This is a genomic window from Roseiconus lacunae, assembly GCF_008312935.1.
GTDB lineage: Bacteria > Planctomycetota > Planctomycetia > Pirellulales > Pirellulaceae > Stieleria > Stieleria lacunae.
This window is the reverse complement of sequence record NZ_VSZO01000001.1, coordinates 116,701-142,598: the sequence shown is the minus strand read 5'-3', so window position 1 is coordinate 142,598 and position 25,898 is coordinate 116,701. Positions and strand designations below refer to the sequence as shown.

The following is a 25,898-nucleotide window of genomic DNA, read 5'->3' as shown; positions in this document are numbered from 1 at the left end:
GTTGACGCGAGCTCGGACGGTTTATATCTTGGATTCTGGATCCAGTATCCATGTTACCGGGCGGGCGATGCAACGTCAACGTCCGGAATCGAAAGCAGACCTGCGGCCACAGACGCCAAACCCAAGGACCCTCAATGAAGACGGCCACCGGCACGATGCTCATTCACAACGGGCAAATCTTGGACGGCACTGGCTCCGATCGCATCAAGGATGGTGCCGTCGTGGTTGAGTCAGGCGTCATCCGTTTTGTGGGCCCAGCTCGCGAGATGCCTCCCGTCGCGGAAGACGCCGTGCGGGTCGACGCAAATGGCGGAACGATCATGCCTGGCCTAGTGGAGGCGCATTTTCATGCCACGTACTTCAATATCCGGACACTCGAAGATCTCGATATCAAGTATCCCGTCGAGTACGTATCGCTCCTGGCATCGGTCAACTGTCGCTTGGCCCTGGAGTGTGGTTACACGGCAGCGCGTTCCGGCGGATGCCTGTTCAACGTTGATTTCTGGTTGAAAAAGGCAATCAACGAAGACTTGATCCCGGGGCCAAGGCTCGCAGCGAGCGGCCGCGAAATTTGTTCCTCCGGCGGGCTGATGGACTGGAATCCGGAGTTCCGTAAGATCGGAATGGAAGGGCTGGTGTTCATTATCAATGGCCAGGACGATGCCCGAAAAGCCGTTCGTGCTCTCGTCAAGGATGGTATCGAATGGGTCAAAACCTATCCCACCGGAGACGCCGCGTCACCGGACATCAATGACCATCACACGCTCTGCATGACGTTTGATGAGATGAATGCGGTGGTTGCGACGGCGCACAACCACGGGCTTAAAGTGACCGGCCACTGCCGTGCGACCGAAGGTATAAAAAACGCGTTGCGCGCAGGTTACGACTGCATCGAGCACGGGACCTTTATCGACGACGAGACACTGGAGCTGCTTCTCGAACGCGACGTCCCCTGTGTTCCGGCGCTTTACTTTGAAAAAGCCAGCGTCGAACTTGGCAAAGACTTCGGGCTATCCCAGCGGGTCATTGACGGCCATCAGGAAACACTTGATGGTGGAATCGAAAGTGCCCGCCGAATCCTGCGGGCGGGAGGGCGATTGGGAATGGGCGGCGATTATGGATTCGGCTGGAACCCCCACGGAGACTACGCCCGCGAACTAACGTTCTTTGTAAAAGATGCCGGACTGGCGCCGCTTGAAGTGATCACTTGCGCGACAAAGACAGGTGCCGAGATCATGGGATGCGGCGACGAGATAGGCACGCTGGAAACCGGAAAGCTGGCGGACGTGCTCGTCGTTGACGGCGACGTGATCGAAGACATCGCGATCTTAGAGGATCGATCGCGGTTCATCGCCGTCATGCAAGGCGGGGTTATCAAGGCCGGCCGTATGGCACCGAAAGAATTGACGAATGTAACGGTCAACGGATAACCAAGCCGTTCGTCGCTTCGCCCCAACAAAAGGACCGAAGGCTCGCCCGGTAACAAATCGCAAATCGCTACGACTGAGCTTCGATTCGATGTCCATTCATTTTGTTGAATACCCCTGCGATGGACCGACGTTGCTATTGCTGCATGGCCTGACGCGTTGCGGGCGTGACTGGGGAACGCTTGTTTCTGGACTGAGCGGTCGATAACACGTGGTCGTGATCGATCACTACTTGGGGCACGGGCAATCGGCGATAGGGCACGAGGGCTACCGTGTTGTCGATCACGCGCGGGCAACAGCAGGTTTTCTACGCAAGGAACTCGCCGATCAGACACTGACGATGATGGGGCACTCGCTCGGAGCAATGGTCGCACTCTCTCGACCGTCCGTGCCTTGAGCAAGATTCGCTGCGACGGCGTTACGCGTTCATACGGAGCTGAAGTCTTAAGGCGTTTGCGTCCTGCATGCATGCAGGTCGCAAGCGCCGGTGAATCGCAAAGCCATCCACCCTCCTGGCTTGGAAGGCGGGTACTTGAATATGAACCGACCAGGCGGCTACTGCATGATCATATCGTCGACGGTCATGCCGCCTGGGATCATTGGCAGGACGTGCTCCTGGTAAGGCACCTCGATGTCAAGCAAGTACGGCCCTTTGTGCTCGATCATTTCACGGATCGCGCCTTCCAGGTCTGACTTTTTGCGGATCGTTGCCGCGCCACATCCGTAGCCCTTGGCGATTTCGACGAAGTTGGGATAGCGTTTGTCGGCATAAGTGAATCGCTCGGCGGTGCTATTGCCGCTCGCTTCTTCGTGGCTGATTGGCCCTAGGTAGGTGTGAGCCCGGTTTCGGTCCATGAAGCGATCCTCCCACTGAACCACCATTCCCAGGTGTTGGTTGTTCAACAAGAACACCTTGACCGGCAGTTCTTCGCAGAAGCAGGTCGCCAGTTCCTGGATGTTCATTTGGAAGCTACCGTCGCCGTCGATATCAATCACCAGCGAACCGGGAAGCGCCGCTTGGATCCCCATCGCGGCGGGCAATCCGAAGCCCATCGTTCCGAGGCCACTGCTGCTGTGCCATGTGCGAGGACGGCGGAACTTAAAGAACTGCGCGGCCCACATTTGGTGTTGCCCCACACCGACGGTCACTTGCGGGTTCATTTCGGCGGTGATATCGCTCAGCGTGCGAATCGCATGCTGTTGCAAGATCCCGTCGAACTCGGTGTCGTAGCTGAACGGGTACTTCTCTTTCAGTTCGGTGCAATGCTTTCGCCAGGGATCGATATCGCATCGCGTGACAGTCTTGTTCAGTTCGGTCAGGGCCTGCTTGACGTCGCCACGCACGGGGATGTGAGCTTCCTTGTTCTTATTCAGCTCTGACCCATCGATGTCGATGTGGATGATTTTAGCGTCCTTGGCAAACGCCTCGACCTTACCGGTGACCCGATCATCAAACCGAACGCCGAGTGCGATCAACAAGTCGCAATCGCGAACGGCGTAGTTGGCGTACGCGGCGCCGTGCATTCCCAACCAATCGAGCGAGTGCTCGTTGTCGGGGGGCACAGAACCGATCCCCATGATCGTCGTGACCGTCGGGATGCCTGTCTTGTTGATAAATTCTCGCAGTTCTTCGCTGGCGTTACCGAGGATGACGCCACCACCGGAATAAATGATTGGGCGACGAGCCAGTTTGATCGCAGCGGTGATCTGGCGGATCGTTTCCGCGGGAACGGCCGGAGGCATCGGCTCGTAGCCGGGCAGGTCCATCGGTGGATCAAGATCAACCTGGGTGACATCGGATAGCTGGACGTCTTTGGGCAAATCGACGAGAACCGGCCCGGGACGTCCGGACGCGGCAACGTGGAAGGCTTCCTTCATCACACGAGGCAACTCGTCGATCGAAGTGACGAGGTAGTGATGCTTGGTAATTCCGCGGCAGACTTCCACCATCGGTGTTTCTTGAAAGGCATCCGATCCGATCGCTTTGGTCGGAACCTGTGCGGTCAAGCAGACCATCGGAATGCTGTCCAATTTTGCGTCGGCAATCGCGGTGACCAAGTTGGTCGCCCCGGGGCCACTGGTCGCCATCACCACGCCAACCCGACCGGTCGCCCGTGCGTAACCTTGAGCGGCAAACCCGCCGCCCTGTTCGTGTCGAGGCAAGATGGTCCGAATCGAGTCACCAAATCGCGTCAATGCTTGGTGCATCGGCATGCTGCAACCGCCCGGATATGCGAAGAGCACGTCGACGCCATGATCTACCAAAGACTTGACAACAATGTCGGCTCCGGTCATCACGCGATTATCAGTGTTTGCAGCTTCAGCAGTGCTCATGGCAGGGGAGATGTCTAGCGAAAAATAGGGAGAAACAGGTTACTTCGACGGGCGCTTTATGAACGCCTCCGAGTCTCGTGCGACACGGTTTGTCCCGCCCCGGTTCACCTGTCAGTCCCAAGGGGGAAAAAAACTGACATTTACGCAGGCGGCAGAACTTCCGAATCTAAACGCTAACGTAAGTGGGGGCCCAAACTTAGGCAATGCGTAAAACCTGCGGACATGATGACTACTTGCTTCAATCTGGCGGCAATCGCGATAGCTGGCGCAACCGGTTCGCTTTGCCGATACGGCATCACAGCCGCGGCCGCCGCCATTCCGGGTGGCTCAAGTCTGTACGGAACCACACTCGCCAATGTGCTTGGATGCGCCCTCTTAGGCGCGATAACGGCCCTTCATTTGGGTGATTCTGAGGCAATGGAGCGCGTTACGCTCGCCTTGCGTGTTGGTTTTCTGGGCTCGCTGACGACCTTTTCAACCTTCGCGTCGGAGTCGGCGACGCTGGCCGGAGAGGGACAATGGGGCCCAACCACCACTTATGTGCTAGCAAACCTGGTTATCGGCTGGACCGCCTTTGTGGTGGTCTCTGGATGGGTCAAAGGATGGGCCTGATGAAAAAACAAATTTGCCGCGTGAAATCTCGATCGACCACCCGCCACCTCCCAGTGGTGGCTTTGACCGGTCCAACGTCGCTGTTCAGACGAGTGCCCTGTCAGTTGTTTGGACTGCTAGTCTGCTTGCTGCTTGGGGCAGGCGGCGAAGCCCAGGCACAGCCGGCGCCCCCAGTCGGTGGCGGCTTGTGGCCGATGAAAGACACCCCGTTCCTAGAGGCGATCGCGGTCCGTGGCGAGGCACCAACCGAACTGGATGCCCCGGCAGCGCTCGCTGCGCCTTACTACTGTGACACCGAGACGTTGCGGCCGACCGCTACGATTCATTGCCTCCGTTTCAGTCAGCGGCAACACGGCGTCGCGGTCGGAGATCACGGCCTAACCCTGCATACCGGCGACGGCGGCAAAACTTGGCAGCCCACAATCAGTGGGGTTGAGTGTGCACTCAGTGACATTTTCTGGATCGATGATCAACGCGTCTTAGCGGTAGGCGGCGGTACCGATCCGATTACCAAAATCACGCGTTGCGTCGTGATCCGAAGTGGCGATGGTGGGTTGAGTTGGAGCCGAGCGGCGACAGAAGACTTGCCGCGATTCTGGACCATCGAATCAGAAGCCGAGTATTTCGATCGCAATGACGACTCCCATCCACGGCGTGCTCGCTCCATTGTCGCCCTCGGTGACGTTGATCCGGTCACGGGGAATCACGTCTACTTGTCGCAAGACGGCGGCAAGACTTGGCAGGGGATCGAACCGAATCCGCGAAAGCCCACCCGTCCGTCCGATCGCTTCGCCCACCTCACCGTTGCGCGTTGCCAACGCTGGAGAGACATCATCGGCGAACCATGCGTGGTTCGAATGTCATGCAAGCTTGATAAACAGACCTACGTATGTGCGGGCGACCACGGATGTATCTTTCGCTCCGAGGACGGAGGCCGAACTTGGGGGCAAGTCTATGATGGGGGGCGATGTGGCATCCTGGTGATCGCGCAAGATCTGGAAAGCGTCCCTTGGTCATTAGTTGGTCGCCAAACCTTGGAACAACGTCTGCGCTGCAACGTGCTAATCGGAACAACCGGCGAACCGATTGCCCCGGCGGTGCGTCAAGCGGCGATGAACCTAGGAGTCAGTTCGATCGAACGCTTTGACCCGATTGGCGACTTAAACGAAGGTTCGCTGTCCGACTTACTTTCCATTTATGACGCACCGATCATCGCGGTCGATACTAAGCTGGACGAAAATGCTCGCCGACGGATTCGCGTGACGGCAGCACAAGGCGAAACCGACAAAGTCGTCGAATTTTCGACCGATGGTGCCGGCGAAACGCTTTTGCACCGGAACGCATTGCTTTCCGACAGCGGAACCCTGGCGAGTGATTTCGATGTCGATAGTTTGTTATGGATCGACACTTGCTCGCAACTTCACGAGCAAGCACGTCTCGGCCAAGGTGTTTACATCAACACCGTCTACAGTTCGGGCAGTCAACACACACGAAGCGACGATCTTTCGGCTGGAATGTCGATGACCGATCAATGCCGACTTCCCCAACGCCGAACCACCGCGAGTCGGCGCCGCCAACAAGTCGTCCAGGGGCGACTTCGCCAACACGCGATGGCAAGCGAATTGATCAATGGCTCGCGGTCCCAGCCAAAAACTTTCGCGTCGTCGATGACTGCTTTGCTGGATCAGACGAGTCGGCTTGACCGGTATCGGCTTGCCTGGACATTGGCAGCCAAAATGCGTTCGCACCCACAACTAACCGACCTGTGGATGGCGATCAACGACCGATACCCGGAGATGTCTTCGGCACAGCTTGCCGGTCTTTACGCGAAGACGCGGACGACAAGCGTGGAATGGAGTCGATGGAAATCGAAAGGTACCGTCTCACGACTTCCTTCGCCTCAAATTTCAAAGCTTGATTCGGACGAGCGTGAACTCCTTCCCGGCCGATCCGGCCATGCGAGTATCGTCTCGCCATTCCAGGACGTTCAGTCGTCAACTGTGACGCCGCCATCGAAAGTCATGCAAACGTCGGCGTTGCTTCCGCTGGATGAAACGACCGAGCAAAGTCACACCAATCAAAGACTTGATCTGGTCTGGCAAATGCATCCGGTCAAACGAATCACCGAAGACGCCATCACCCGTTTTATCAACGAACAAGCGTCTGATGAGGATACGCCAAGGCCTCAAACGTCACCGCTACAGGCGGCGGCTCTTCGGCAAATCGCCGGCCAAACGACCGCTTGGTCGCCGCTTCTGCAAAATCGATCTGAACAAGTCACTCTCGCCGTACGAACCGACCAGCCGCCAAGACTAGACGGAAACATCAACGAACCGATGTGGGAGCCAACCTGGGCCGGTGCGGCACAGACGCGACACGAGTTGCCGATCAGCCTGGCGGCAGCCTACGACGACGAATTCCTTTTCATTGCCATTAAGGTAGCTCAATCAAGTTTTCGCCCCGGCGAACGAGTCGGTGATCTTCGTTACCGGGACGCCGACTTAGAATCGGTCGACCGCTTTAAGCTAAGTTTAGACTGCGATCGCGACTTACTGACGTCAATGAATCTTTGCTTCAGCCATGACGGGCGGACGCGAGATGATCTGGACGGCGTTACGGCCTGGAACCCAACCTGGTACTTGGCGACCGACCAACAAGGCGACGATGTCGTTTGTGAAATCGCGATCGAACTACAAAGCCTCTGCGGTCCGATCCGATCGGGCGATGCTTGGTTCATCGAACTGCAAACCATCACCGCTGGTCACGAAGACCGCCTTCGCTGGATGCCGCGACCTGAGGGTCGGGTCCGAATCGATTTTCAGTAGGCAAGATGATTTTCAGTAGGGAGAGCGTCTTTCGCTTCCGCTTTCAGTTCCAAGAAAACGCGTTCGGCGATTGCCTGTAGAGGCCGCTCAAACTTCCGCCACTTTTCGACCGAGGACTGGTAAACCGGTTGGCGAACCTGCCATTTACTAGGAGTATGAACGGCACGGTCATTGGCGTGGAACGACAAACATGAATCAGACCACTCAAGCCCACAGTGGCGAATCAATCGATGCGACTGACCAACCGGATCACCAACTAAGTCCTCGTATTGGCTATGGAACATTCGCATCGGCAGCACGCATTCCCAATGCCGCATGATCTTTCGATAGCAGCGATGGTAATCAAGCATCTGATCGAAATCACAGAAAGGCGGATTCAAATTCTGGCAGAAGCACGAAACCATCACATCCATCGGATTGCGACGGCAATGGATGATCGTCGCGTTGGGAAATAGAACGGCGATCAAGCCAAGATGCCAAAAGTTGGTTGGCATCTTGTCGGTCACGTAGGTCGCACCATCGCGAAAATCATCCAGTTCATCTAGGTACTCGCGACCTAGCCTTCGAACGTCGTTCCCATCAATTAAATCCAGGCAACGCGGGTACGCCTGGACGGCATCGGTCAATCGATCCGTCTTCGGCGAACGCCCCGGATTCATATGCGAAAGCTGGTACCGTATCTGGTGAATGAAACCGAGTTCTCCCGCCCCGGCGATGTCGGGATGACTGCTGACGATTTGTTCGGTCAACGTCGTTCCTGAACGAGGCATCCCGACGATAAAAATTGGCGAACAACTAGGATCGGACAGGTGTGACAAACGCCGAAACGTTTCCTTGCTGAAAAAGCCAATCATGCGATCTGTCATCGCCGCGGTGGAACACTCATCATCGGTATCGGGATGAAAACGCTGTCCCTTGTTTTGACGATCGACCTTGATTTTGTTCGCCCGTTGATAATGCCGCCATGCCTGATCGTATTTCCCGATGTCGTCCAATACCTTTGCCAAGGCAAAATTCAAACTGATTTGTCGATGACTTTGTGGTTTGGCGGTTTCGATCAATCGGGTAAGCGTCTCGGTGTACTGCCGCGTTTTCTTGCTTGGCTGAAACTTCTTAGCTCGTGAGTATCGAAAGTGAGTTTCTGCTCGCTGAGGGTCTTTCTCGATCGCGTATTCAAATTGTTCGATCGCCGTCTCCAGATCGCCGAAATCAACATTCGCACTCGCGAGATAGCTCAATGGGATGGGGGATTCCGGGTCCAACCCCACCGCTTTGGCGAAACTGTCTCGGGCCGGTTCAAATTGATGCAACAACTGCTGCAGACGGCCTTGCAAGACCAACGTTTGTCGATCAGGTTCCCGCGCATTCAGGATTTTGTAACTTTCCAATGCCTCTAAACGCAGCTTCCTCGCGGCACGATAACGGTTGAAGCGAATCAGATTGCCCGCACGCTTCTCCAAGAGCGGGGCGAGAGCACGATGCAGAATTGCCGAGCGGGCATCTCGAATTAGGCTGACCCGCAAGACATGGATCGCATCGCCGAGTCGACGTTGTCGGTGATGCAAATCAGATAACGCCAACGTCGACCGAAACGCCTCGTCGTCAAAAAACGATCCACGCTCGTAATACTTGATCGCCGCACTTTCGTCGCCACTTGATTCGGCGAAACGGTGCTCGGCAATTTGCCCCATACGGAACCAACAATCGGGCTGATGGGGATCCACTCGTACCGATCGGTCAAACGCCTCCAACGCATTCGAAAAGTCCTTGGTTGCCATCGCCGCATAGCCATACAACCGAGAAGTCGCGGCGTCGGATTGGGAAGGATCATGCTGACACAATAGCGTGATCGCGTCCTGCCCCCGCCGATCGTTTAACAAAGACGCGGCAACCGCCTGAACCGACGACATCGCAATGGGGTGGTCAGATCGCTGATGTTGACGCAGTTCATGTTTGCAGCGACGAACGACGTCTTCCACCGACTTCTCACTGGCAAGATTAGCGGACGTTCCCAGGGAGCGCAGCATCACGTCAAGCGGTGGCGGAGCACACCACGTCGCATCGTCACCGAAGTGTTCGCGATTGTCCGATGGAAATCGAGTCATGTCTTGCCCGTGTCGCTAAACTCTTCGAATCGTGAGCATGCCGCTTCCTGCACCCACGCCAAATTCGAATCCGCCCCAACTACGGAGCGGCTTTGCCATTAAATTGTCGGTGGATTACGACCGACAATTCGGGCAGGGTGACTTGCCGAATTCCCCGTCACGGCCCCCGGCAATGAGTTGGTCGACATCAGCCGCCATAGCCGCTGCCACCGCCGTAGTACGTGTAATAGTAGTAATCACTAGACGAATACGAGTACATGTCGGAATAGTTGTAGCTTTCGTTGTACTGGTAATCGTAGGGATCGTACCCCGGATCATCACCGTCGTAGGGATCGTCGTCTTGGTCATCGGACAGTCCATCGATACCAAGTGAGTAATCGACCGTTTGGACCGATGCCCCTTCGTTCGCGATCGCCGTGAACTGCAAGATGTACTCACCTTCTTGCAACCAGCCCATCGCCATACGCGTGGTCGACGCCTCGGCCCGGACGATGAGTTTAATCTCGCGTGTGTGCGCGTCGTAAATCGTCAGGCGAACACCTTGAGATGCGTCTGGGGAATCAGCCGATAAGGCAAAACGGAACAATTTCGTCTTCGATGCTTCCCAGCGAACGAATCGATCGGCGTCCGCCTCGACGGTTCCACTGGTCAATTGATGCATCGATGCGGCCGACTGGTCAAATTCAGCCACCGCGACGTAATTGCCGAGACCGACGTTCGAATTTGGGTCGACACTCACTTGAATAAAGTATTCCTGCGATGCCTGGGGTGCCGCGACTTCGACGGTGAACGTACCGTTGGCGCGAGCCACTCCGCTTGTCCCAACCGGCTGTCCGGTCGCATCGACCACACGAAGATTCAGCGACGGTGCGTCCGACCCGACACCGGCGACATGCACCATTAGTCTGCCGGGGGCTCCCGACGGTGCTTTGATCTTGTAGACATCAACGTCGTCGATCGAGTTCGTGGACGCCACGAACTCGAAGCGATCTTCGTTGATCGCCACGCCACCGTTCTGATGGTCCATCCCAAGCGTTGTCGCATCAGCGAGTGTATCGTTCGAGCCGACTTCAAAATCGGCCAAATCGAAGCCGGTAAACAGCGCGTCTGCACCGGATTGATACGACCCCGGTGATAGATCGGCGGCACGGGATGTTTCGTCTCGATAATCAACTTCGACAAAGTAGTCGCCGACTGAATAGATATCGTCGCTGTCTGCGGCCGATACACGAAGATAAATTTCGTTTCGCCCGTCGAGCCCGTCGACCGTGATTTCGACGTTGTTATCGAAAACGGATTCGGACACGTCACTCTCAAGAACGTGGCCTGTGGCATCTACGAGTTCCAAATTCGACTGCAATAGGCTGACCCCCTCGGTACGAACACGCAGCGTTATTGTGTCGCAACCGATTAGCGGCGTGACCTTGTAGACATCGACATCGGCGGGGGCACTCAAACTACCGCGCAAACGCAAGACACTTGTCGCCGGATCGAATCCGTTCGGCGTCTCGACCACCGTCGCCGAAAGCACTTGTCCGTTGTCGACAGATTCATAGGGGTCGTCTCGCTCACCATAGAGCGATTGGATCGCGTCGATGTCTTCTTCGGTTAGTACGCCTTTGGGAACGGTGTACTGTGCGAACATCACCGACGAGGGAGAATAGTTGTCCTCAATCCCAAGGGTGTTCCCTGCTTCGTGCAGAAACAGGCTAAAGAGGTCACGCTCGTTGGGAGCGATTGTCTCGGGGGCGGGCCCCAAATCTTGATCCCAATCATGAAAGGTAAACTGCTCATTCGAATTGAGCAGTAGGTCGCCTGAGTGCGTCCCCGCAGTTGCTTGAAACGGCACGCTGCTTGCAACCAAGCCAGTTTGGGGGAACGCCCCGATTCGAAATTCACCAAACCTGGGGTCGCCCACGGTCAACCCGGGGGTTCCAAATCGCAGGTCATAGTCGTTGCGCAACCCGACGTTGAATCCGGAATGAATCGACCAAGTCTGATAAGCCCTTAGCAGCAACTCCTGCCATTCTTGGCGGGATGCAATTTGATCGAGCATCGAGGAAAGTTCGTTTTCCTCTTTTCCGATCGCAACCCCATCTGCCGGAAAGCTGATCGTCAGCTCCCGTTCGTTAGGCCACGCTTCGCCAAAGGTCGTCAACAGTCGACGCTGTTCTAGCGTCTCCAAATCGACTTTCGTTTTGACAGGGCTACGCCGAGCGCGAGACATAGTGAGTTCCTAAATCGTTAGTTGCGAAACAAGTTGTGGGGTGTGGGGCGTCGGGTGACTGAATCGATCGTGTTTCGAAGACGCTCGCCGCGGGCAGATTTCACCGATAGTCCACGGTGCCCTCGTTGATACCGGCATGGTCCAGCTAAAGACGTCGCTTTCGTTGATTGGATGTATCGAGGAATTTCTTGATCGCCCGGAATTCATCGGTGTCACGGATGGAATCAAGGTCTTCGTCGGTATCAATCGCGTTGGCGTGGTAACCGTTGCGGATTGATTCGGCCAGTAGCGTTGTCGCGCGCAGCCGGTTTGATGAACGTCCGACAACGGCATGAACGCAGGCCGCCTGGTAGATCGTTCTTGGCGAATTCGGTTCTTCCATCGCCTCTTGGGTGTAACCAAGGGCCAAGCTGATTTTTCCCTGCCTTAAATAAGCGAGGGCCAAGCTGATTAACGTATTTTCATCGTAAGGCCGAACCTCCAAGATCATCTTGTAGTTCTCAATCGCTTCGTCGTAGCGATGAAGGTGTGTGGCCTGAGCCCAAGCGAGCTCAAGCAGCAGGTGGGCGCTGTCGGGGCTTAAACGAGTCGCCGCGCTTAAATCTTCTGTCGCCAAGTCGTACTGCTTGCGTTTAAGTCGTGCGAGAGCACGATGATAATAATTCTCCGAATCGGCGCACTTCATCGTGAACGCTTTTTGCATCCAACGCTCGGCGTCGGCGTCTTGCTCGAGCAGTTGAAATGCGCGTCCGACTTGCAAGGCCAGGTGGATGCGATCGGGAGCAAGCTCGGCCGCCTTTTGGAAGCTTTGCAAAGACGCTTCGTATTCACCTTTGGAACGTTGAATGTAGCCGAGGTAATACCAGGGGGCCGCTCGCTTAGGAGAGAGTTCGGTCGCCCGGCGAAAGTCCTGTTCTGCGGCAAACCGTTGCCCCAGCTTTTGATGACAACGCCCACGCAAGACACGCAGAGCCGGTGAAAGCGGCGCCCGTTCGATCGACTGAGTGAACGACAACTTCGCTTGATCAAAACGGTCTTCTTGGAATTGCGATCGCCCCAGCATCGTCCAACGTAACGCCGACGGCACGGTTCCCCGATCGGCGAGCGACTCTAACAATTCGCTCGACGTTCGATAATCACCGACCGAAAGCAATCGAACTGCCTCCAGATACGTTTCGACATCCGATTCCATCGATGCAGAATCGGCGTCGCTCTCAAGTGCGACGTGCCGCTCCGCGTCGCCTTGCAACCGAGCGAATTGCGCCTGCAGATGCATTCGCGCCTTGGAGTCCTGCTCTTTATCAAGAAAACTCGCGAGCTCCACCAAGCGTTTGAATCGACGGACAGAATCACCGTCAAGCGACTTCGTCTCCTTTTGCTCCCAGAGCCGAGCGTGCTCCAGGATCCCCAGATGAACGACGTGAATAAACAGCCCCTCCTCCGCTTGCGATGCCCGGTCTTCCGATAGGGCGTCAAGCATTCGCGCGGCCTGATCGACGTCGGAAACGCCAAATTCTTCGATCAACTGGAAACCGCGATCGACTTGCCGTGGCTCATGCCGACCGGGGTCCGCCATCATCGCGGCAAGGTAGTCACTGGACCCCTGCGAAAAATTGGTCCAACGCTGCTGGGCATCCAACCGTCGGACTTCGCGTGTGCTGTGTAACAATCCTGTGGCGATCGGAATCAACAGAGCCAACAAGAGAGTGGCAACCACACTCGCCGATACGAATCGAGGGTGCCGCCGATTCCACTTCTTTAACTTCCAGCGAAGTGGTTCGTCGGCATGAATGATCGATCGATGGTCCTGTTCTCGCAACAGATCGGCCTGCAGCTGATCGGCCGTTTGGTAACGATGCTCAGGTTCAAACTGAAGGCAATGATTAATGATCGCCCTTAACCCGGGACTGACGCTGTCATCGGGTGACCAAGCTGGTGATTCCTGACGCGCAGCAAGAGCCGGGGCGAGATCAATCTCGGCAATCGATTTGGCAGCCGGATACGGAAGACGCCCGGTGGTGAATTCGAAAAGCATCACGCCGAGTGAATACAGATCTGACGTCGGTTCCGTTTGCTCCGGGGCGCCAAGCAATGCCCGCAGCATTTCAGGCGACATGTATGGCAACGTCCCACCGACCCGCCGTGGACTCGGTTGCCCCATCGATTGGGCCAAGTTGAAATCCAACAGCGCCGGCTCACCGTCGTTGCGAATCAGTACGTTGCTGGGCTTGAGGTCGTTGTGAAGTAGACCTCGAACATGAGCGTGTGACAGCGCGGCGGCCAGTCGTGAAAAAATCGAAACGGCGAGCGCGTCACAATCGAGTCGCTTGAATCGTTCGAGAGGCCGCAATACGGCGTGGTCGTCGGCCGCGGGAATGCGTGACGGGGCCTCCAGTATTGCCTCGTGCGTGGAAGCATCGTTGACCATCACCTTCGTGTCTTCGATTCGTGCCTCCACCGTTCCGATCAAGCTTTCTCCGCTTCGCTCGGCGACCCCTGGTCGGCCATTGAGAAAATCGGCCAAGGTGACGCTGCCGGCATAGGGCATGCAAATCACGGTTCGCGAAAGCACCCGATGGCTCGAATAGATCGGAACGATATTGGTGTGCTGTAACGTTGCCATCCGCTCCGGTTCGGCCAACGTTTCGTTGACAATTTTCAGAACAACGAAGCGATCGGCGAGCTCGAGCTGGTTTGCCAAGAAAACGTGACTGAACGCACCGCTACCGATCGGCTGAACGAGCTGAAATCCGACCGCGGCGAGCTCGACTTGAAATCCCGCGTCCTCGCTAGGATCCGATCGCAACTCTGCGATCCGCTCTTGCGTCTGCCGACGACGAGAAGCCTTGGCAAGATCCTGATACCAAGACTCGCGACGCACCCCAGGAAGGTCTTTCCAACGCGCGTGCGAGATCGCATAGCCAAGCGCCGATCGCGCGCGGTAGTCCTCAAATGCGATCCCGGCGATGCAATCCGGTCGGTCATGCAAAATTTCGAAGCGATCTAAATACTGGGTCAGCTCCAAAGGCTGGCCGCTTTCATATCGCAACTCAATATCAATGCGGATTAATTCGGCGATCGCGGACTGGTCGCTGGCAAGACCGTGACGCTCAAGAAGCGATTCGATAGAAGAAGCCTTCGCGTCACATGACCACGACGCTTCGAACTCGTCGATTGCTTCATCGAGCCGGTCGAAGGTGCTTCGATCAATCATCCAATGAACCTAATCAATTTCGAGTGTATCCGGCCCGAATGGTGAAATTCGGACTCTGACGTCCTTTGATCGGAGGAGCATCGATCCGCAGACCTGCCCGCCATGTTTTTTTGCAAAATCGATACGATTGACCGCAGATTTCAATGGAACAGTGTTCCAAGAAACCACACGCACACCAGTCCCCGCCTTCGGACCACAGGCGGGCATCCGAAAGGGTGTTCTGCGGTCCCCGCCAAGCTGGCGGCTCGCTTAGAAAGCGACTCGCTACTCGGACAGAAGCAATCCGGCAAGCACTTCACGACTTCGCTGCAAACTGCGCTCAATCGTCCGGCGGCTACGCCCGACTTTACGGTGGATCTCCTCCACGCTATGGCCGGCGATTCGCAATGTCAAAATATCGCGATCAACCGAACGAAGCTGCTCAAGCGATTCACGAATGCAGATCCCCAAGAATTCGATGGAGGCTTGGTCGATTGCACCGGCCAGGTTTTCTTCAGCCGCACCGAGTGAGACGTTGCGACTGACGTCTCGCCGCTTCCGTGTATGATGATTCGCTTGATTGGTTAGTTTGCGGACCGCGATCACCGCTAGCAGATTCCAGAGCGTCGATCCGGGCGGTGCATCGTAATTGCCCGACTGCATGCCGCGAAAAACGCTCTTAAAGACCGATTGAACAATGTCCTCAGGCTCGGTCACCTTCCCCAGCTTTGCCCCTAGCTGCGACCGGACCAACCCGAAAACTCGCCTCGCGTAACGTTCGTACAGTAGCGACGCGGCCTGCTCATCACCATCACGGACGGCGACCACAAGTGATCGGTCCGTTGGTGATGAGTCGGCAGAGTTTAGCCCTGTATCCACGATGGTCACCGCGAGTCAGCGAATGATTGACGCCAGTGAAAGACGATACCTTTCATTGTGATTGCCTCAAGCAAACCACCCGCCAATTTTCTCTCGGTGAACGACTTTTTACTGAAATTTGCGCCCGCCACGTCGACGACCAGCCGATTGGCTCGCATCGCCATTGCAAAAGACAAATCGCCGGACACGCCCGCGAAAGCTCTACTCTCGAGTAAAGCTGCCCCATCACGATCCGTGCCCGGCGAAAAATGCTGTAAAAGGCAGGTGTAAAGATGTGGAGCAATGTTCGCCCGCGTCGTCCGCCACCAAAACGAACTTTCTAGGCAATCTTTCTTCTTGCGGACGCCCCCCCGCTAAACGAATCGACTGACAATTCCTGTCAGTCATCCCGCGTACTCCGTAGCGCAACGCGCCGACGGCTTGTTGATTTAACCGAATTGAGCGACTCAACAATCAGCCGACGTGCACCGGCCCAGATTAGCGCTGAAGAACCGCACGCTATCGCGATTGCGGCTGATTGAATCGACAAACCGCCGAGCGCTTCGGTGATGATCCATCAACCGCTTAAGACACCCCCGGGCGTGATGCCGGCCGAAAGCCTCGGCGACTTCCGCTACGGCGCTATGCTTGCACGGCGGTCTCTCGGTAGGGCGGAAAGTCGGTATAGCCATGTGCCCCAGACGAGTACCACAAGCTCATGTCCGCAGGTTCCGCAAGCGGCCAACCATTTTCGAAGCGTTCGACCAAATCAGGGTTGCTGATGTAGGGCCGTCCGAACGCGATCAAATCAGCATTCTCGTTGGTAATAGCGGCGTCGGCTGATTCACGCGTGTATTCCACGTTTCCCATGAGTGGCCCTGAGAAGACGTTGCGAAAATCTCGAAGTGTCATCGCCGGTCCGAGATTGTGAAAGCCAAACCCCGTTCCATCCATCACGTGAAGGTATGCCAGTCCGTATTGATCCAGACGACGGGCGGTGTAAAGGAACTGTTCCCGGTAGTCGGGTGATCCCATGTCGTTGAACGATCCGTTCGGTGCGATGCGAATGCCGACGCGATTGGCAGGCCAAACCGACGTCACCGCATCGACCACTTCGCCGAGCAGACGATAACGGTTTTCGACACTACCGCCATAGCTATCAGTTCGATGATTCGTTTTCGATTGAAGGAACTGATCGAGCAGATAACCATTGGCTGAGTGAATTTCTACGCCATCGAATCCGGCAGTTCGGGCATTTTCGGCGGCACGTTTGTAGCTAGAGACAACACCGACGAGTTCATTAAGTTCGAGCGCTCGCGGAGTCTCGTAGGCTTTCTTTCCAGAAGGCGTGTGGATGCCATCGCCTTCGATTGCGATTGCCGATGGAGCAACAGGAAGTTCCCCACCATGAAAGTCGGAGTGGGAGGCACGACCGGTATGCCAGAGTTGCAAGAATACGCGTCCGCCTTCATTGTGAATGGCGTCCACGACAGCCTTCCAGCCGGCGGTCATTTCATCGCTGTAAATCCCGGGCGTGTTGGCCCAGCCGATCCCTTGCCGGGAAACGACGGTGGCTTCGGTAATGATCAGCCCGGCCGACGCACGTTGGGCGTAGTACTCGGCCATCAAGTCGTTCGGAACGCGTCGTTCGCCAGCACGAGCCCGCGTCAGCGGTGCCATGACAATGCGGTTGGGCAGCGTTAGGCTACCAAGGTCAAGTGGGGACAGGAGCAGATTAGGAATTGGGTTGCTCATGATGATCTCGTTGAGGTGCAAAGAGCTGTTCAACGAGCAATAAACCACTGGCGATGGTGCACACGGGATGCAGCTCTCGTCAAACCATCCCGAACGTGCGAGACCGAAACTGACGAGTTGCTAAGACAGTGCTTGATTGCCCGTTTTGAAAACAGGTGACAAGGAGTTCGACTAGTGTTACTGCGAATCAAGCGACATCTTTCAAGCGATCAAAAAACTTCTCCGTTAGAGGTTTCCACGACGCGGCAAAGCCAGTGTCAAAGTTCAGACTGAGATGAAAATCAAGTTGCTGTCGCCAACCTCGATGCCGGGACTTGTTGCCCCGAGTGAATGGCCCCGGCATCGAGATCAGCAATTTTCTATGGCGATAGTGGACGCTACGAGTGCTTCATTCCAATTCGATTTTTGGATTAGCCCCATGGCGTTGGCCACGGTTTCAGTGCCTCAACCGGGGCGAACGCCGGTCGGCTGATGACTGTATTCCGTAGTTTCAAATGGAACGGAGCACTAGGCCCATGCGACTGCGTGAGAAGCGAACAAAAAACGATTCATGACGCTCCACCCTCTGCGAAACAGTTGCCCCACATGTCCCATCGTCGGGTGAAGCGTCGCCGTGGCGGGTTTCATGGTTTACACCGTGTGACCGGCTATGCGTTGACCGGCAGCCCACCACGTTCAATGAACCGTGATGCGTCGCCAAGATGCAACTTTGGTACCAATCGCGAAAACTTGCCGGAATGCGTGAATCGAAGGGCGGACACTCATCGAGTGTGAACAAACGATGCGCCGAACGTTGGCATGCTTTGCCAGAACCGCGCGCTCGGGAGACACCAGCATCGGTCAGTGACATCCGCGAGTTCATTTCGACGGGGGCGTCACCTGGGTCGGCAAATCATATTTGTCAAGCAACCGATAGAGGGTTCGTCGGCTTACCCCAAGCCGTCGAGCGACACGTGCCTTGTTACCCTGTTCACGGGTCATCAACTCAGCAATGTGCGCTTTCTGGATTGAATTCAAGTCGTCGCCTTCGATCGCATCGGGGCCATCAAGTCGAACCTGCGGTGCATCGGCACAGTGTGCCACCGGATCGGGAAGATTGCGCAGTTGAATGACTTCTTGGTCGGCAAGAATGCGAGCCCTTTCGATCGCGTTGATCAGTTGCCGAATGTTGCCGGGCCAACTGTATTGCCGTATGGCTTGCATCGCTTCCGGTTCGATTTCCCAGTCCTCACCGGCGAAAAAACTGGCTAGTTGGCTGACGTCATCGTCGCGTTCTCGAAGCGGTGGTAAACGCAGCGTTAATACGTCGATGCGGTAGTACAGATCTTCCCGGAATCGCCCCTCATTGACTTCGCGTTCCATATCGCGATTGGTGGCACTGATAATCCTAACTTTGACTTTCCTTTCTTTGGTCGAACCAAGTCGTCGCAGTGTTCCGTCCTCAAGAACTCGCAAGAATTTCGCTTGCAGTGAGGGTGCCAACTCGCCGATTTCATCGACAAACAGGGTGCCACCGTCGGCAACTTCGAATAGGCCTGGCTTGGCATTTGTCGCGCCCGTGAAGGCGCCTTTTTCGTGGCCAAAGAGTTCGCTTTCAAGTAGGTTTTCGGGGAGTGCGGCACAGTTGATCACGACCATCGGTTTGTCGGCAACTTGACTGGCCTGGTGCAATGCGTGTGCGACCAATTCTTTTCCCGTACCGCTTTCACCTTGAATCAAAATCGGCTTGTCGGTCGGCCCGGCGCGATCGATCAGTCTCAATACCTCCTGCATTCCAGAGGATCGTCCGATCATCTCAAAATTAGGGCGAGTCCGTTCGAGGGCGACGCGCAGACGCTCGTTTTCTTTCCGCAGTTGGCTCTGTTGATACGCTTTATCGATGACGACGCGCAGTTCGTCCATCTCGATCGGCTTGCTAAGGTAATCGTGTGCGCCGAGCTTCATCGCATCGACAGCGGTCCGGACGGTCGCGTCGCCCGTCAGCATCACCGTTTCTGTTTCCGGGGACCGTTCACAGATCTGGCGTAAGACGTCCAGTCCGGACATGCCAGGCATCGAAAGGTCTATCACCGCGACATCAAAGCTGGTTTTCTCAAACGCGCTGATCGCTGTTTCGCCCGATTCGAAATCCGTGACCGTGTAGCCAAATTTTCGCAACGTTCGAGCCGTCATCGAACGGAAATCGTTGTCGTCATCGACGAGGGCGATCGACAGATCGACAGCTAAATCAGTCACGGTGGACCGCTCCAAAGTATTGATGATCGGATCGCCTGGAGACGCACTGAGCCGTCGATGACGTTCACGTCCAGACGACTAACCTTACGTTTCGGACTGATCGGACGGGCTCTCATTTCCCTGCGTCTTGGTCAGCAAAATCGCTTTTTCGATTGCCTCCTCGATCGCCTCACGCTCGACCGGTTTGACCAACTGGGAAACGATCAATCGATGAACGGGGGCACTGGGAGGGTCGTGCGAGGAAACAATAATCACGGGGGCTGGGAATTCATCACCGATCTGGGCGACCGCTGAACTACCATCCAGCAACGGCATCGCCAAATCGGTGATCACCAAATCGGGGAGCACCGACCTCCAAAGATTGACTAATTGTTGCCCATCTCCTGCCTCGCCGACAACCTGATGTCCTAACCGTGGCAAAAAACGTCGGAAAAAATCTCGAATCTCTGGCTCGTCGTCGGCAATTAAAATTCGTAAAGGCTTTGTCACAGCAAGATCCGAGGAATCGTCAACACAAACTCCGCTCCACCGCCTTCGGGATCACGAACCTCAATCGTTCCCTGGTGAGCTTCAACGATTCGCTTAGCAATTGCCATGCCTAGTCCGGTGCCGTTGTGCTTTGTCGTATAGAAAGGCTCAAAGATCTTACTCTTCTGTTCGTCTGTTATTCCCGGTCCGTTATCCCGAAGCACGACACCGATTGCCGGGCGACCCTCAATTTGTGATTCACGACAGGTCATGTCTAATTTGACGGGATCGGGGCAGGCACCGAGGGCGTTTTCAAACAGGTTGCGAAATACTTGTTCGATCCGAAACGCATCAACGTTGAGAACCGAGTCGACTTCGGAATCGCAATCGTTTAATACGACCTCACGAGGATGCCAAAGTGGCTCAAGATGCATCCATGCTTTCTTCCAGATCTCGGATAAGTCACAGTCCGAACGTTGCAGATTCATCGGTCCGGCAAAGGACCGCATCTCATTGTATAGCCGCTGAAGGTCTTCACGAGCGCCGGCAATGCGACGGAGGTCTTCGTACGATTCGGAAGCTTCGTCGAATTCAAATTTCAGCATTTCCACTCCCGACTGAATCCGCTGCAGGGCGTTTCGGCTCTCATGGGCAAGCACCGAAAACATTCGCCCCATCGCCGCGAGCCGTTCGCTTTGCAGTAGCTCTTGCTTCATCCGCTCCATCTCGGTGATGTCGGTCATGAAGCCTTCGATCGCTTCGATATTGCCGTCGGCGTCATATACCCCTCGTCCTTTTTCCCAGATCGAGTGTTCGCTACCGTCGCGATGCCGGATGCGATAAACCAATTGAAATGATTGCAGCTTCTCTATGCTGGATTGAACTTCTTCCCATACTCGTTCTTCTTCTCCCGACGCGAGGATCGTTCCAATCGAAGGCGTGTTCGCGATGAGCTCCGCGGGCGAGTATCCGGTGATAGCACGGCAGCCTTCGCTGATAAACTCCAATGTCCAGTTGCGATCGTTCTTACACCGATAGGCGGCACCGGGGAGGTTACTAAGAAGCGTTGACAGTTGACGTTCACGCTGGCGAACCGCCTCTTCGGCACGCTTCCGTTCGGTGACATCGTGGATTACCCAAACCTCGCCGTGGGCATCGTTGTAGACCGCGATTTCGACAATCTTCTTGTTACCGTCCTTACAAACAAGTTCGAGTTCCTTGCTTACGGTTGTCCTTTCATTCCGAGCCGACTCGAACATGCCACGCATCTTTGGCGCACGATCACGGAACAAACTGTCGAAGCACTGTTGGACGGTTGTGACAGACGTCGCCGAATAGCCAAGCAATTTCTCGGCCGCTCGATTGAAGAAGACTCTCTCGCCTTCGATGCAAATCGCACTGACGGGGAGCTCTTCTACCATTCGACGCAGCCGTGCTAGGCTAGCTTGGATTGCTTTCTCAGCATCTTGTTCGATCGTTGTGTCGCGGGTGATTGCAAGGATCCCAGTGATTTCACCCGACGCATCAGAGAGTGGCAGCGCTCTCGTGTCGGCACTGCGTCGCCCCCCTTTCTTTCCTAGTATCTCATAATGGACCGACCCACATTCTCCCTTCATCACACGTTTTAGAAGCGCTTCAAGTGCCGGGCGATATTCCGGTGCTACGCAATATTTGGCGGGGGTCCCTTGAACCTCCTCGAACGAATCGACTTCGATCATCTCAAGCCCCGCACGGTTCATCACCAGAAAGTTTCCATCTGGATCGAACACTTTCACGCATTCGGGGACGTTTTCAAAGATTGCTTGAAGCAAGACATCGTGGCCGTATGAATCAACAAGTCGCTTGTTCTTTAAAACAACATCGCTTGAGTGCTCTCCATCTGGCCGTCGCATTTCGTCAGCTGACATCGATCAGCACCATGGGGATGGACTAACAAGGAGTGGGGCATCATAAGACTTTGGAACCCGCAGTCTGAAGCATGAACGTTAGTCATCATACCCCAATTGGGAAGTGTACAAGCTCTAATACCGGTTCCGCTGCGCGACTGCGAAACTCATTCCCTAACCGGTTGCGTTGGTGCGAATCTTGCGCGGCGGATAAGCGCCTTTTCTTGAGAGATTGGAAGTTGAGCTATTCGAACGGAGCGGTAATATGATCACAGTGACTCCGTTCTCCCGTCGTTTCCTACCATTGCCTCATGGCTCACCTGACATGAGGCAATGGTAGGCGCGATTGACGACTTCTCATGCAAGCCGATGCCGGGCATCTTTCTTCCCACATGGGGCGAAGATTGACGACTTCGCGATTATTGCCGCGTCAAGACGACTTGGTGTGGGCCAACCGTCGCCTCTCCGAGGACCACATCGACACTGAGCTTGAATTTTCCTTTCGGCAGTTCCATGGTCGTCAGATGCCCACGGCGCTGGTCGGCGGCAATGCTAACTTCGCCCGTCGCCGGGCCGGCCTTGATCGTCGCCTTGGCCGCCGGTTGCCCACGATGCACGATTACCTCGACGGAGTAACGACCTGCTTGCGGGGCTTCTAACAGCCAAAACCCATTGGAGTCTTTTCCCCACGGTCGCCCCTGAGCGTGACGCCAATCCTGACGCGTTAACACAGTCTCTCTTTCATGGTCAGTCCCAATCACGATTCGTGGTGGGGCGTAGTTTTCAGGGCGAGTCGAGCTGACGTCATCGAACCACGCTTCGTAATCACGTTTCAAGCGTTCGACAACCTCGGGCTTTCGAGCGGCGAGGTTGTTTTGTTGTTGAGGATCTTGGCTCAGGTTATACAGTTCCAGTCGCGGCTCACCCTCGAAGGTTTCTTTGCCAAAGCCGCTCGGATGGACGAGTTTCCATGGGGGTGAGTGCAACGCAAAGTGATGAAACTTTTGTGGAACATTACCTCGGTGGGATTGCAGCACGACTTGGCGATCCGGCAAGTGATCTTGTTCGCCGGTCAGCAACGGCAGGAAACTACGACCGTCAATCGTTCGGTCGTCTGGAACTGCGACATCGCAAGCGTCGAGCAACGTCGGCATTAAATCAATATGCGCGCACAAAGAATCGCTCGTCGTCATTTCAGAGACCTTCGCCGGCCAATGAAAAATTAAAGGTGAGCGGATTCCGCCGTCGTCGACATTAGATTTCATACCACGCATGTCGCCGACATAACGCATCGTGTTGGGACCGTTGTCATTAAGGTACACGACGATCGTATTCTCACGAACCTGCAACGCATCCAGTTTTCTGAAAAGCTTGCCGACGTTCTGATCGATGTTGGTAATCATAGCCGCGATTCTTGCCAATTTGTCCATTTCGGATTTCAAGCGGCGAGGGTTAGGCTGGTTGACTAAGATCGGTGAAAAATCAACTTCGAGATATTCTTGATACAATTCTTCGGGAACATCGTGAAACGGTCCATGCGGTGCGTTGGTTGCAATGTAGGTAAAAAAGTTCTCGCCATCGGCAACCGATTCTTCGATCAGTTCGATCGCCGCGTCGAAATACAGATCCGTGCAGTAACCTTGCATCGGTGTTTCGATACCGTTCTTAAACAGTGTCGGGTTGGTGTACTTACCCTCCGCACCGATCGGGTCGGACGGTTGGCCGATCCCGCCACCGCGGTGAATCAAGCTATCTTGAAAACCTTGATCCATCGGTCGCATTGGGTAGTTGTCACCCAAATGCCATTTGCCATAGATGCCAGTTCGATAGCCGGCATCGCGTAGAGATTCGGCGATCGTGACTTCATTCGGATCCATCATCGCTCGCCCGACATAAGTGTCGATACAACGCGTCCGATAGTTATAGCGGCCCGTCATCAAACTGGCTCGTGTCGGGGCACACACGGGGCTAACATAGAATTGGCTGAGCACCCCACTTTGACCGGCCATCGCATCGAGTTCCGGTGTCCGAATCACTTCGTTGCCAAGGAAGCCATAGTCGCCGCCACCCTGATCATCGCTCATGATCACGATCACATTGGGGCGCGCCGCAATTAAAGAACTGGTATCAAAATACAGCAGTCCAATGAACGCTAACGCGAATGAAAACGACAGGATTCGGCGGTGGGGCATGATTCTGCGCGTCGACTGACGAAGTTGGCGGGGAAGGGGGAGCAAACGCGTCGACAGTCAATGATCGACGACGTGAGTACTATAGCAACCTCACCTGCGGACTTCAGTATTGCTGCAACTTCCGTATTTCCGCGGAAGTTCTCACGACGTCCGCGGCCATATTCATAAGCGATCGAATCGAAGACGCTGCCCAGCATCCGGCAGTGCGTTTCATGCCAATGCCCTGCTTATGCCAGGACCGCTCACGCCAGGACTTCGTGAACGACGTGACCGTGTACGTTTGTTAGACGGCGTTCCAGCCCGTTGTGATAGAAGGTCAATCGTTCGTGATCGAGGCCCATCAGGTGCAGCAATGTCGCGTTGAAATCGTAGACACTTAACTTGTCGACGGAAGCCTTAAAACCGAACTCGTCGCTTTCGCCATAGCTGAACCCTTTTTTGACCCCCGCACCGGCCAGAAAGCAGGTAAACGCATCGGGGTTGTGATCCCGCCCCGTCCCGTTGGCTTGCAAGAATGGCATACGACCGAACTCGGTCGCCCAAACAACCAATGTGTTATCCAGTAAACCACGTTGCTTCATGTCCGCGATCAGGGCCGCGGTCGGCTGGTCCATGATCTCCGCTTGCATCGCATGGGTTTTGAAAATGTCGGAGTGTGAGTCCCAGTTCGTGATGCCGTTGCCACCCGACGGATCACTGCCGTTGAATAGCTGGACGACGCGGACGCCCTTTTCGATCAGACGACGGGCGAGAAGACAGTTCTTAGCGTACTCCCGACGCAACTCGCTGCCCTGGTCGACACCATAGGCCGACAGTGTCGCGGCAGTTTCTCCTGAGAGGTCCATCACATCTGGGACAGACGTTTGCATCCGCCCGGCAAGTTCATAGCTGGCGATCCGCCCGGCAAGATTGGCATCTCCGGGGTAGCGTTCCAAGTGTGATGCGTTCAATCGCTGAAGCAATTCCACCGTTTGGCGATCAGCATCGCCGCTCAGTTGCTCGGGGCGACGAAGGTTGTTGGGAGGGTGTTTGGCATTGAAGTCAGTGCCCTGGAATGCGGCTGGCAGGAATCCGTTTCCGAAGTTGTTTTTACCGCTGCGCGCCAATCCCCGGGGATCATTGATTGCGACGAAGGCTGGCAATTCTTGGTTTTCTGTTCCGAGCGCGTAGGTCACCCAGGCACCGAACGACGGAAAGCCTTCCATGGTGAACCCAGTATTCATGAAGTTTTCGCCTTGCGGATGCGCGCTGGTGTCGGTCGTCAACGAGTGTAAAAAGCAAAAGTCGTCGACTTGTTCGGCCAAGTTCGGAAGCAAGTCAGACACCATCTTTCCGGACTCACCACGCGGCTTGAAGTCCCAGAAGGGTTTGGCAATGTTCCCGCTGGGGCCTTCAAACGTCACCGCAGGAAGTCCCGGCGGCTTCTGTCCATGAAGCTTGACGAGGGCCGGCTTGTAGTCGAACGTGTCGACATGGCTGACCGCACCGGGAAGGTAGATGACCAACACCTGTTTCGCCGGCGCGTCGAAATGAGGCGTTCGAGCGGCATAGGGTTGATTGGGATCGATTTCGGGACGAATCGGTGCGCTACCACTGACCGTTCGCGATTCCTCCGCCAACAATCCATCGTTGGCTAAGAGACTCGCAAGCCCAAGGCCGGCAGCGGAGAGTCCGGCGGTCGCCAGGAATCCGCGGCGATCGAGCAGGTGGCGTCCGTGTGGTGAAAGTCGTTCGGGGTTGGTCATGATTGTCGTTTTTACGATGGGAGCTTTGTACGAGTG

At 55.5% G+C, this 25,898-nt stretch carries 16 protein-coding genes; 5 read left to right on the top strand and 11 right to left on the bottom strand.

Going from position 1 to position 25,898, the window contains the following annotated elements; translation table 11 throughout:
- The first annotated feature begins 134 nt into the window (after positions 1–134).
- From FYC48_RS00465 to FYC48_RS00460, 3 genes are all read left to right on the top strand, one after another.
- Positions 135–1,430, top strand: coding sequence for a metal-dependent hydrolase family protein (locus FYC48_RS00465; RefSeq protein ID WP_149494747.1), 1,296 nt, complete (start codon positions 135–137; stop codon positions 1,428–1,430).
- 88 nt (positions 1,431–1,518) lie between these two features.
- The gene (locus tag FYC48_RS28750) at positions 1,519–1,635 is read left to right on the top strand and encodes an alpha/beta fold hydrolase (protein ID WP_390622094.1); all 117 of its coding nucleotides are present in this window, start codon (positions 1,519–1,521) and stop codon (positions 1,633–1,635) included.
- 3 nt (positions 1,636–1,638) lie between these two features.
- A complete protein-coding gene (locus FYC48_RS00460; RefSeq protein ID WP_149494746.1) occupies positions 1,639–1,824 on the top strand; it encodes an alpha/beta fold hydrolase in 186 nt (61 codons plus the stop codon).
- A gap of 158 nt (positions 1,825–1,982) precedes the next feature.
- Here the strand turns inward: FYC48_RS00460 and ilvB are convergent, their stop codons facing one another.
- Positions 1,983–3,761: a biosynthetic-type acetolactate synthase large subunit gene (gene ilvB / locus FYC48_RS00455; RefSeq protein WP_230627378.1), complete on the bottom strand. Its 1,779-nt coding sequence runs from the start codon at positions 3,759–3,761 to the stop codon at positions 1,983–1,985.
- A gap of 222 nt (positions 3,762–3,983) precedes the next feature.
- On the opposite strand from ilvB, the gene FYC48_RS00450 reads away from it, so the two are divergent.
- Both FYC48_RS00450 and FYC48_RS00445 read left to right on the top strand, forming a co-directional pair.
- Positions 3,984–4,373 carry a fluoride efflux transporter FluC gene (locus FYC48_RS00450; protein ID WP_149494745.1) on the top strand — a complete coding sequence of 130 codons (390 nt, stop codon included), beginning with the start codon at positions 3,984–3,986 and terminating at the stop codon, positions 4,371–4,373.
- The gene (locus FYC48_RS00445; protein WP_149494744.1) at positions 4,373–7,198 is read left to right on the top strand and encodes a hypothetical protein; all 2,826 of its coding nucleotides are present in this window, start codon (positions 4,373–4,375) and stop codon (positions 7,196–7,198) included. Before FYC48_RS00450 ends, FYC48_RS00445 begins: the two co-directional genes overlap by 1 nt.
- On the opposite strand, the gene FYC48_RS00440 is transcribed toward FYC48_RS00445, so the two are convergent.
- The 10 genes from FYC48_RS00440 to FYC48_RS00395 form a co-directional block, all read right to left on the bottom strand.
- A complete protein-coding gene (locus FYC48_RS00440) occupies positions 7,192–9,303 on the bottom strand; it encodes a tetratricopeptide repeat-containing sulfotransferase family protein (protein ID WP_149494743.1) in 2,112 nt (703 codons plus the stop codon). The genes FYC48_RS00445 and FYC48_RS00440 overlap by 7 nt on opposite strands.
- A 187-nt stretch (positions 9,304–9,490) precedes the next feature.
- Positions 9,491–11,530 (bottom strand): matrixin family metalloprotease, encoded by a 2,040-nt coding sequence (locus FYC48_RS00435; RefSeq protein WP_149494742.1) that lies wholly within the window; start codon positions 11,528–11,530, stop codon positions 9,491–9,493.
- A 145-nt stretch (positions 11,531–11,675) separates the two neighbouring features.
- The gene (locus tag FYC48_RS00430; protein ID WP_149494741.1) at positions 11,676–14,744 is read right to left on the bottom strand and encodes a serine/threonine-protein kinase; all 3,069 of its coding nucleotides are present in this window, start codon (positions 14,742–14,744) and stop codon (positions 11,676–11,678) included.
- Positions 14,745–15,008: 264 nt separating this feature from the next.
- Positions 15,009–15,602 carry an RNA polymerase sigma factor gene (locus tag FYC48_RS00425; protein WP_160149247.1) on the bottom strand — a complete coding sequence of 198 codons (594 nt, stop codon included), beginning with the start codon at positions 15,600–15,602 and terminating at the stop codon, positions 15,009–15,011.
- Positions 15,603–16,223: 621 nt separating this feature from the next.
- A complete protein-coding gene (locus FYC48_RS00420) occupies positions 16,224–17,336 on the bottom strand; it encodes an alkene reductase (protein WP_149494739.1) in 1,113 nt (370 codons plus the stop codon).
- A gap of 858 nt (positions 17,337–18,194) precedes the next feature.
- Entirely contained in the window at positions 18,195–19,571 is a 1,377-nt protein-coding gene (locus tag FYC48_RS00415; RefSeq protein ID WP_230627366.1) for a sigma-54-dependent transcriptional regulator, read from the bottom strand.
- Between the two features lie 84 nt (positions 19,572–19,655).
- Entirely contained in the window at positions 19,656–20,060 is a 405-nt protein-coding gene (locus tag FYC48_RS00410; protein WP_149494738.1) for an ANTAR domain-containing response regulator, read from the bottom strand.
- Positions 20,057–21,946, bottom strand: a complete 1,890-nt coding sequence (locus FYC48_RS00405; RefSeq protein WP_149494737.1) for a PAS domain-containing sensor histidine kinase — start codon at positions 21,944–21,946, stop codon at positions 20,057–20,059. Before FYC48_RS00405 ends, FYC48_RS00410 begins: the two co-directional genes overlap by 4 nt.
- 398 nt (positions 21,947–22,344) lie before the next feature.
- Positions 22,345–24,117, bottom strand: a complete 1,773-nt coding sequence (locus tag FYC48_RS00400; RefSeq protein WP_149494736.1) for an arylsulfatase — start codon at positions 24,115–24,117, stop codon at positions 22,345–22,347.
- Between the two features lie 242 nt (positions 24,118–24,359).
- The gene (locus FYC48_RS00395) at positions 24,360–25,862 is read right to left on the bottom strand and encodes a DUF1501 domain-containing protein (RefSeq protein ID WP_149494735.1); all 1,503 of its coding nucleotides are present in this window, start codon (positions 25,860–25,862) and stop codon (positions 24,360–24,362) included.
- Positions 25,863–25,898: the final 36 nt, after the last annotated feature.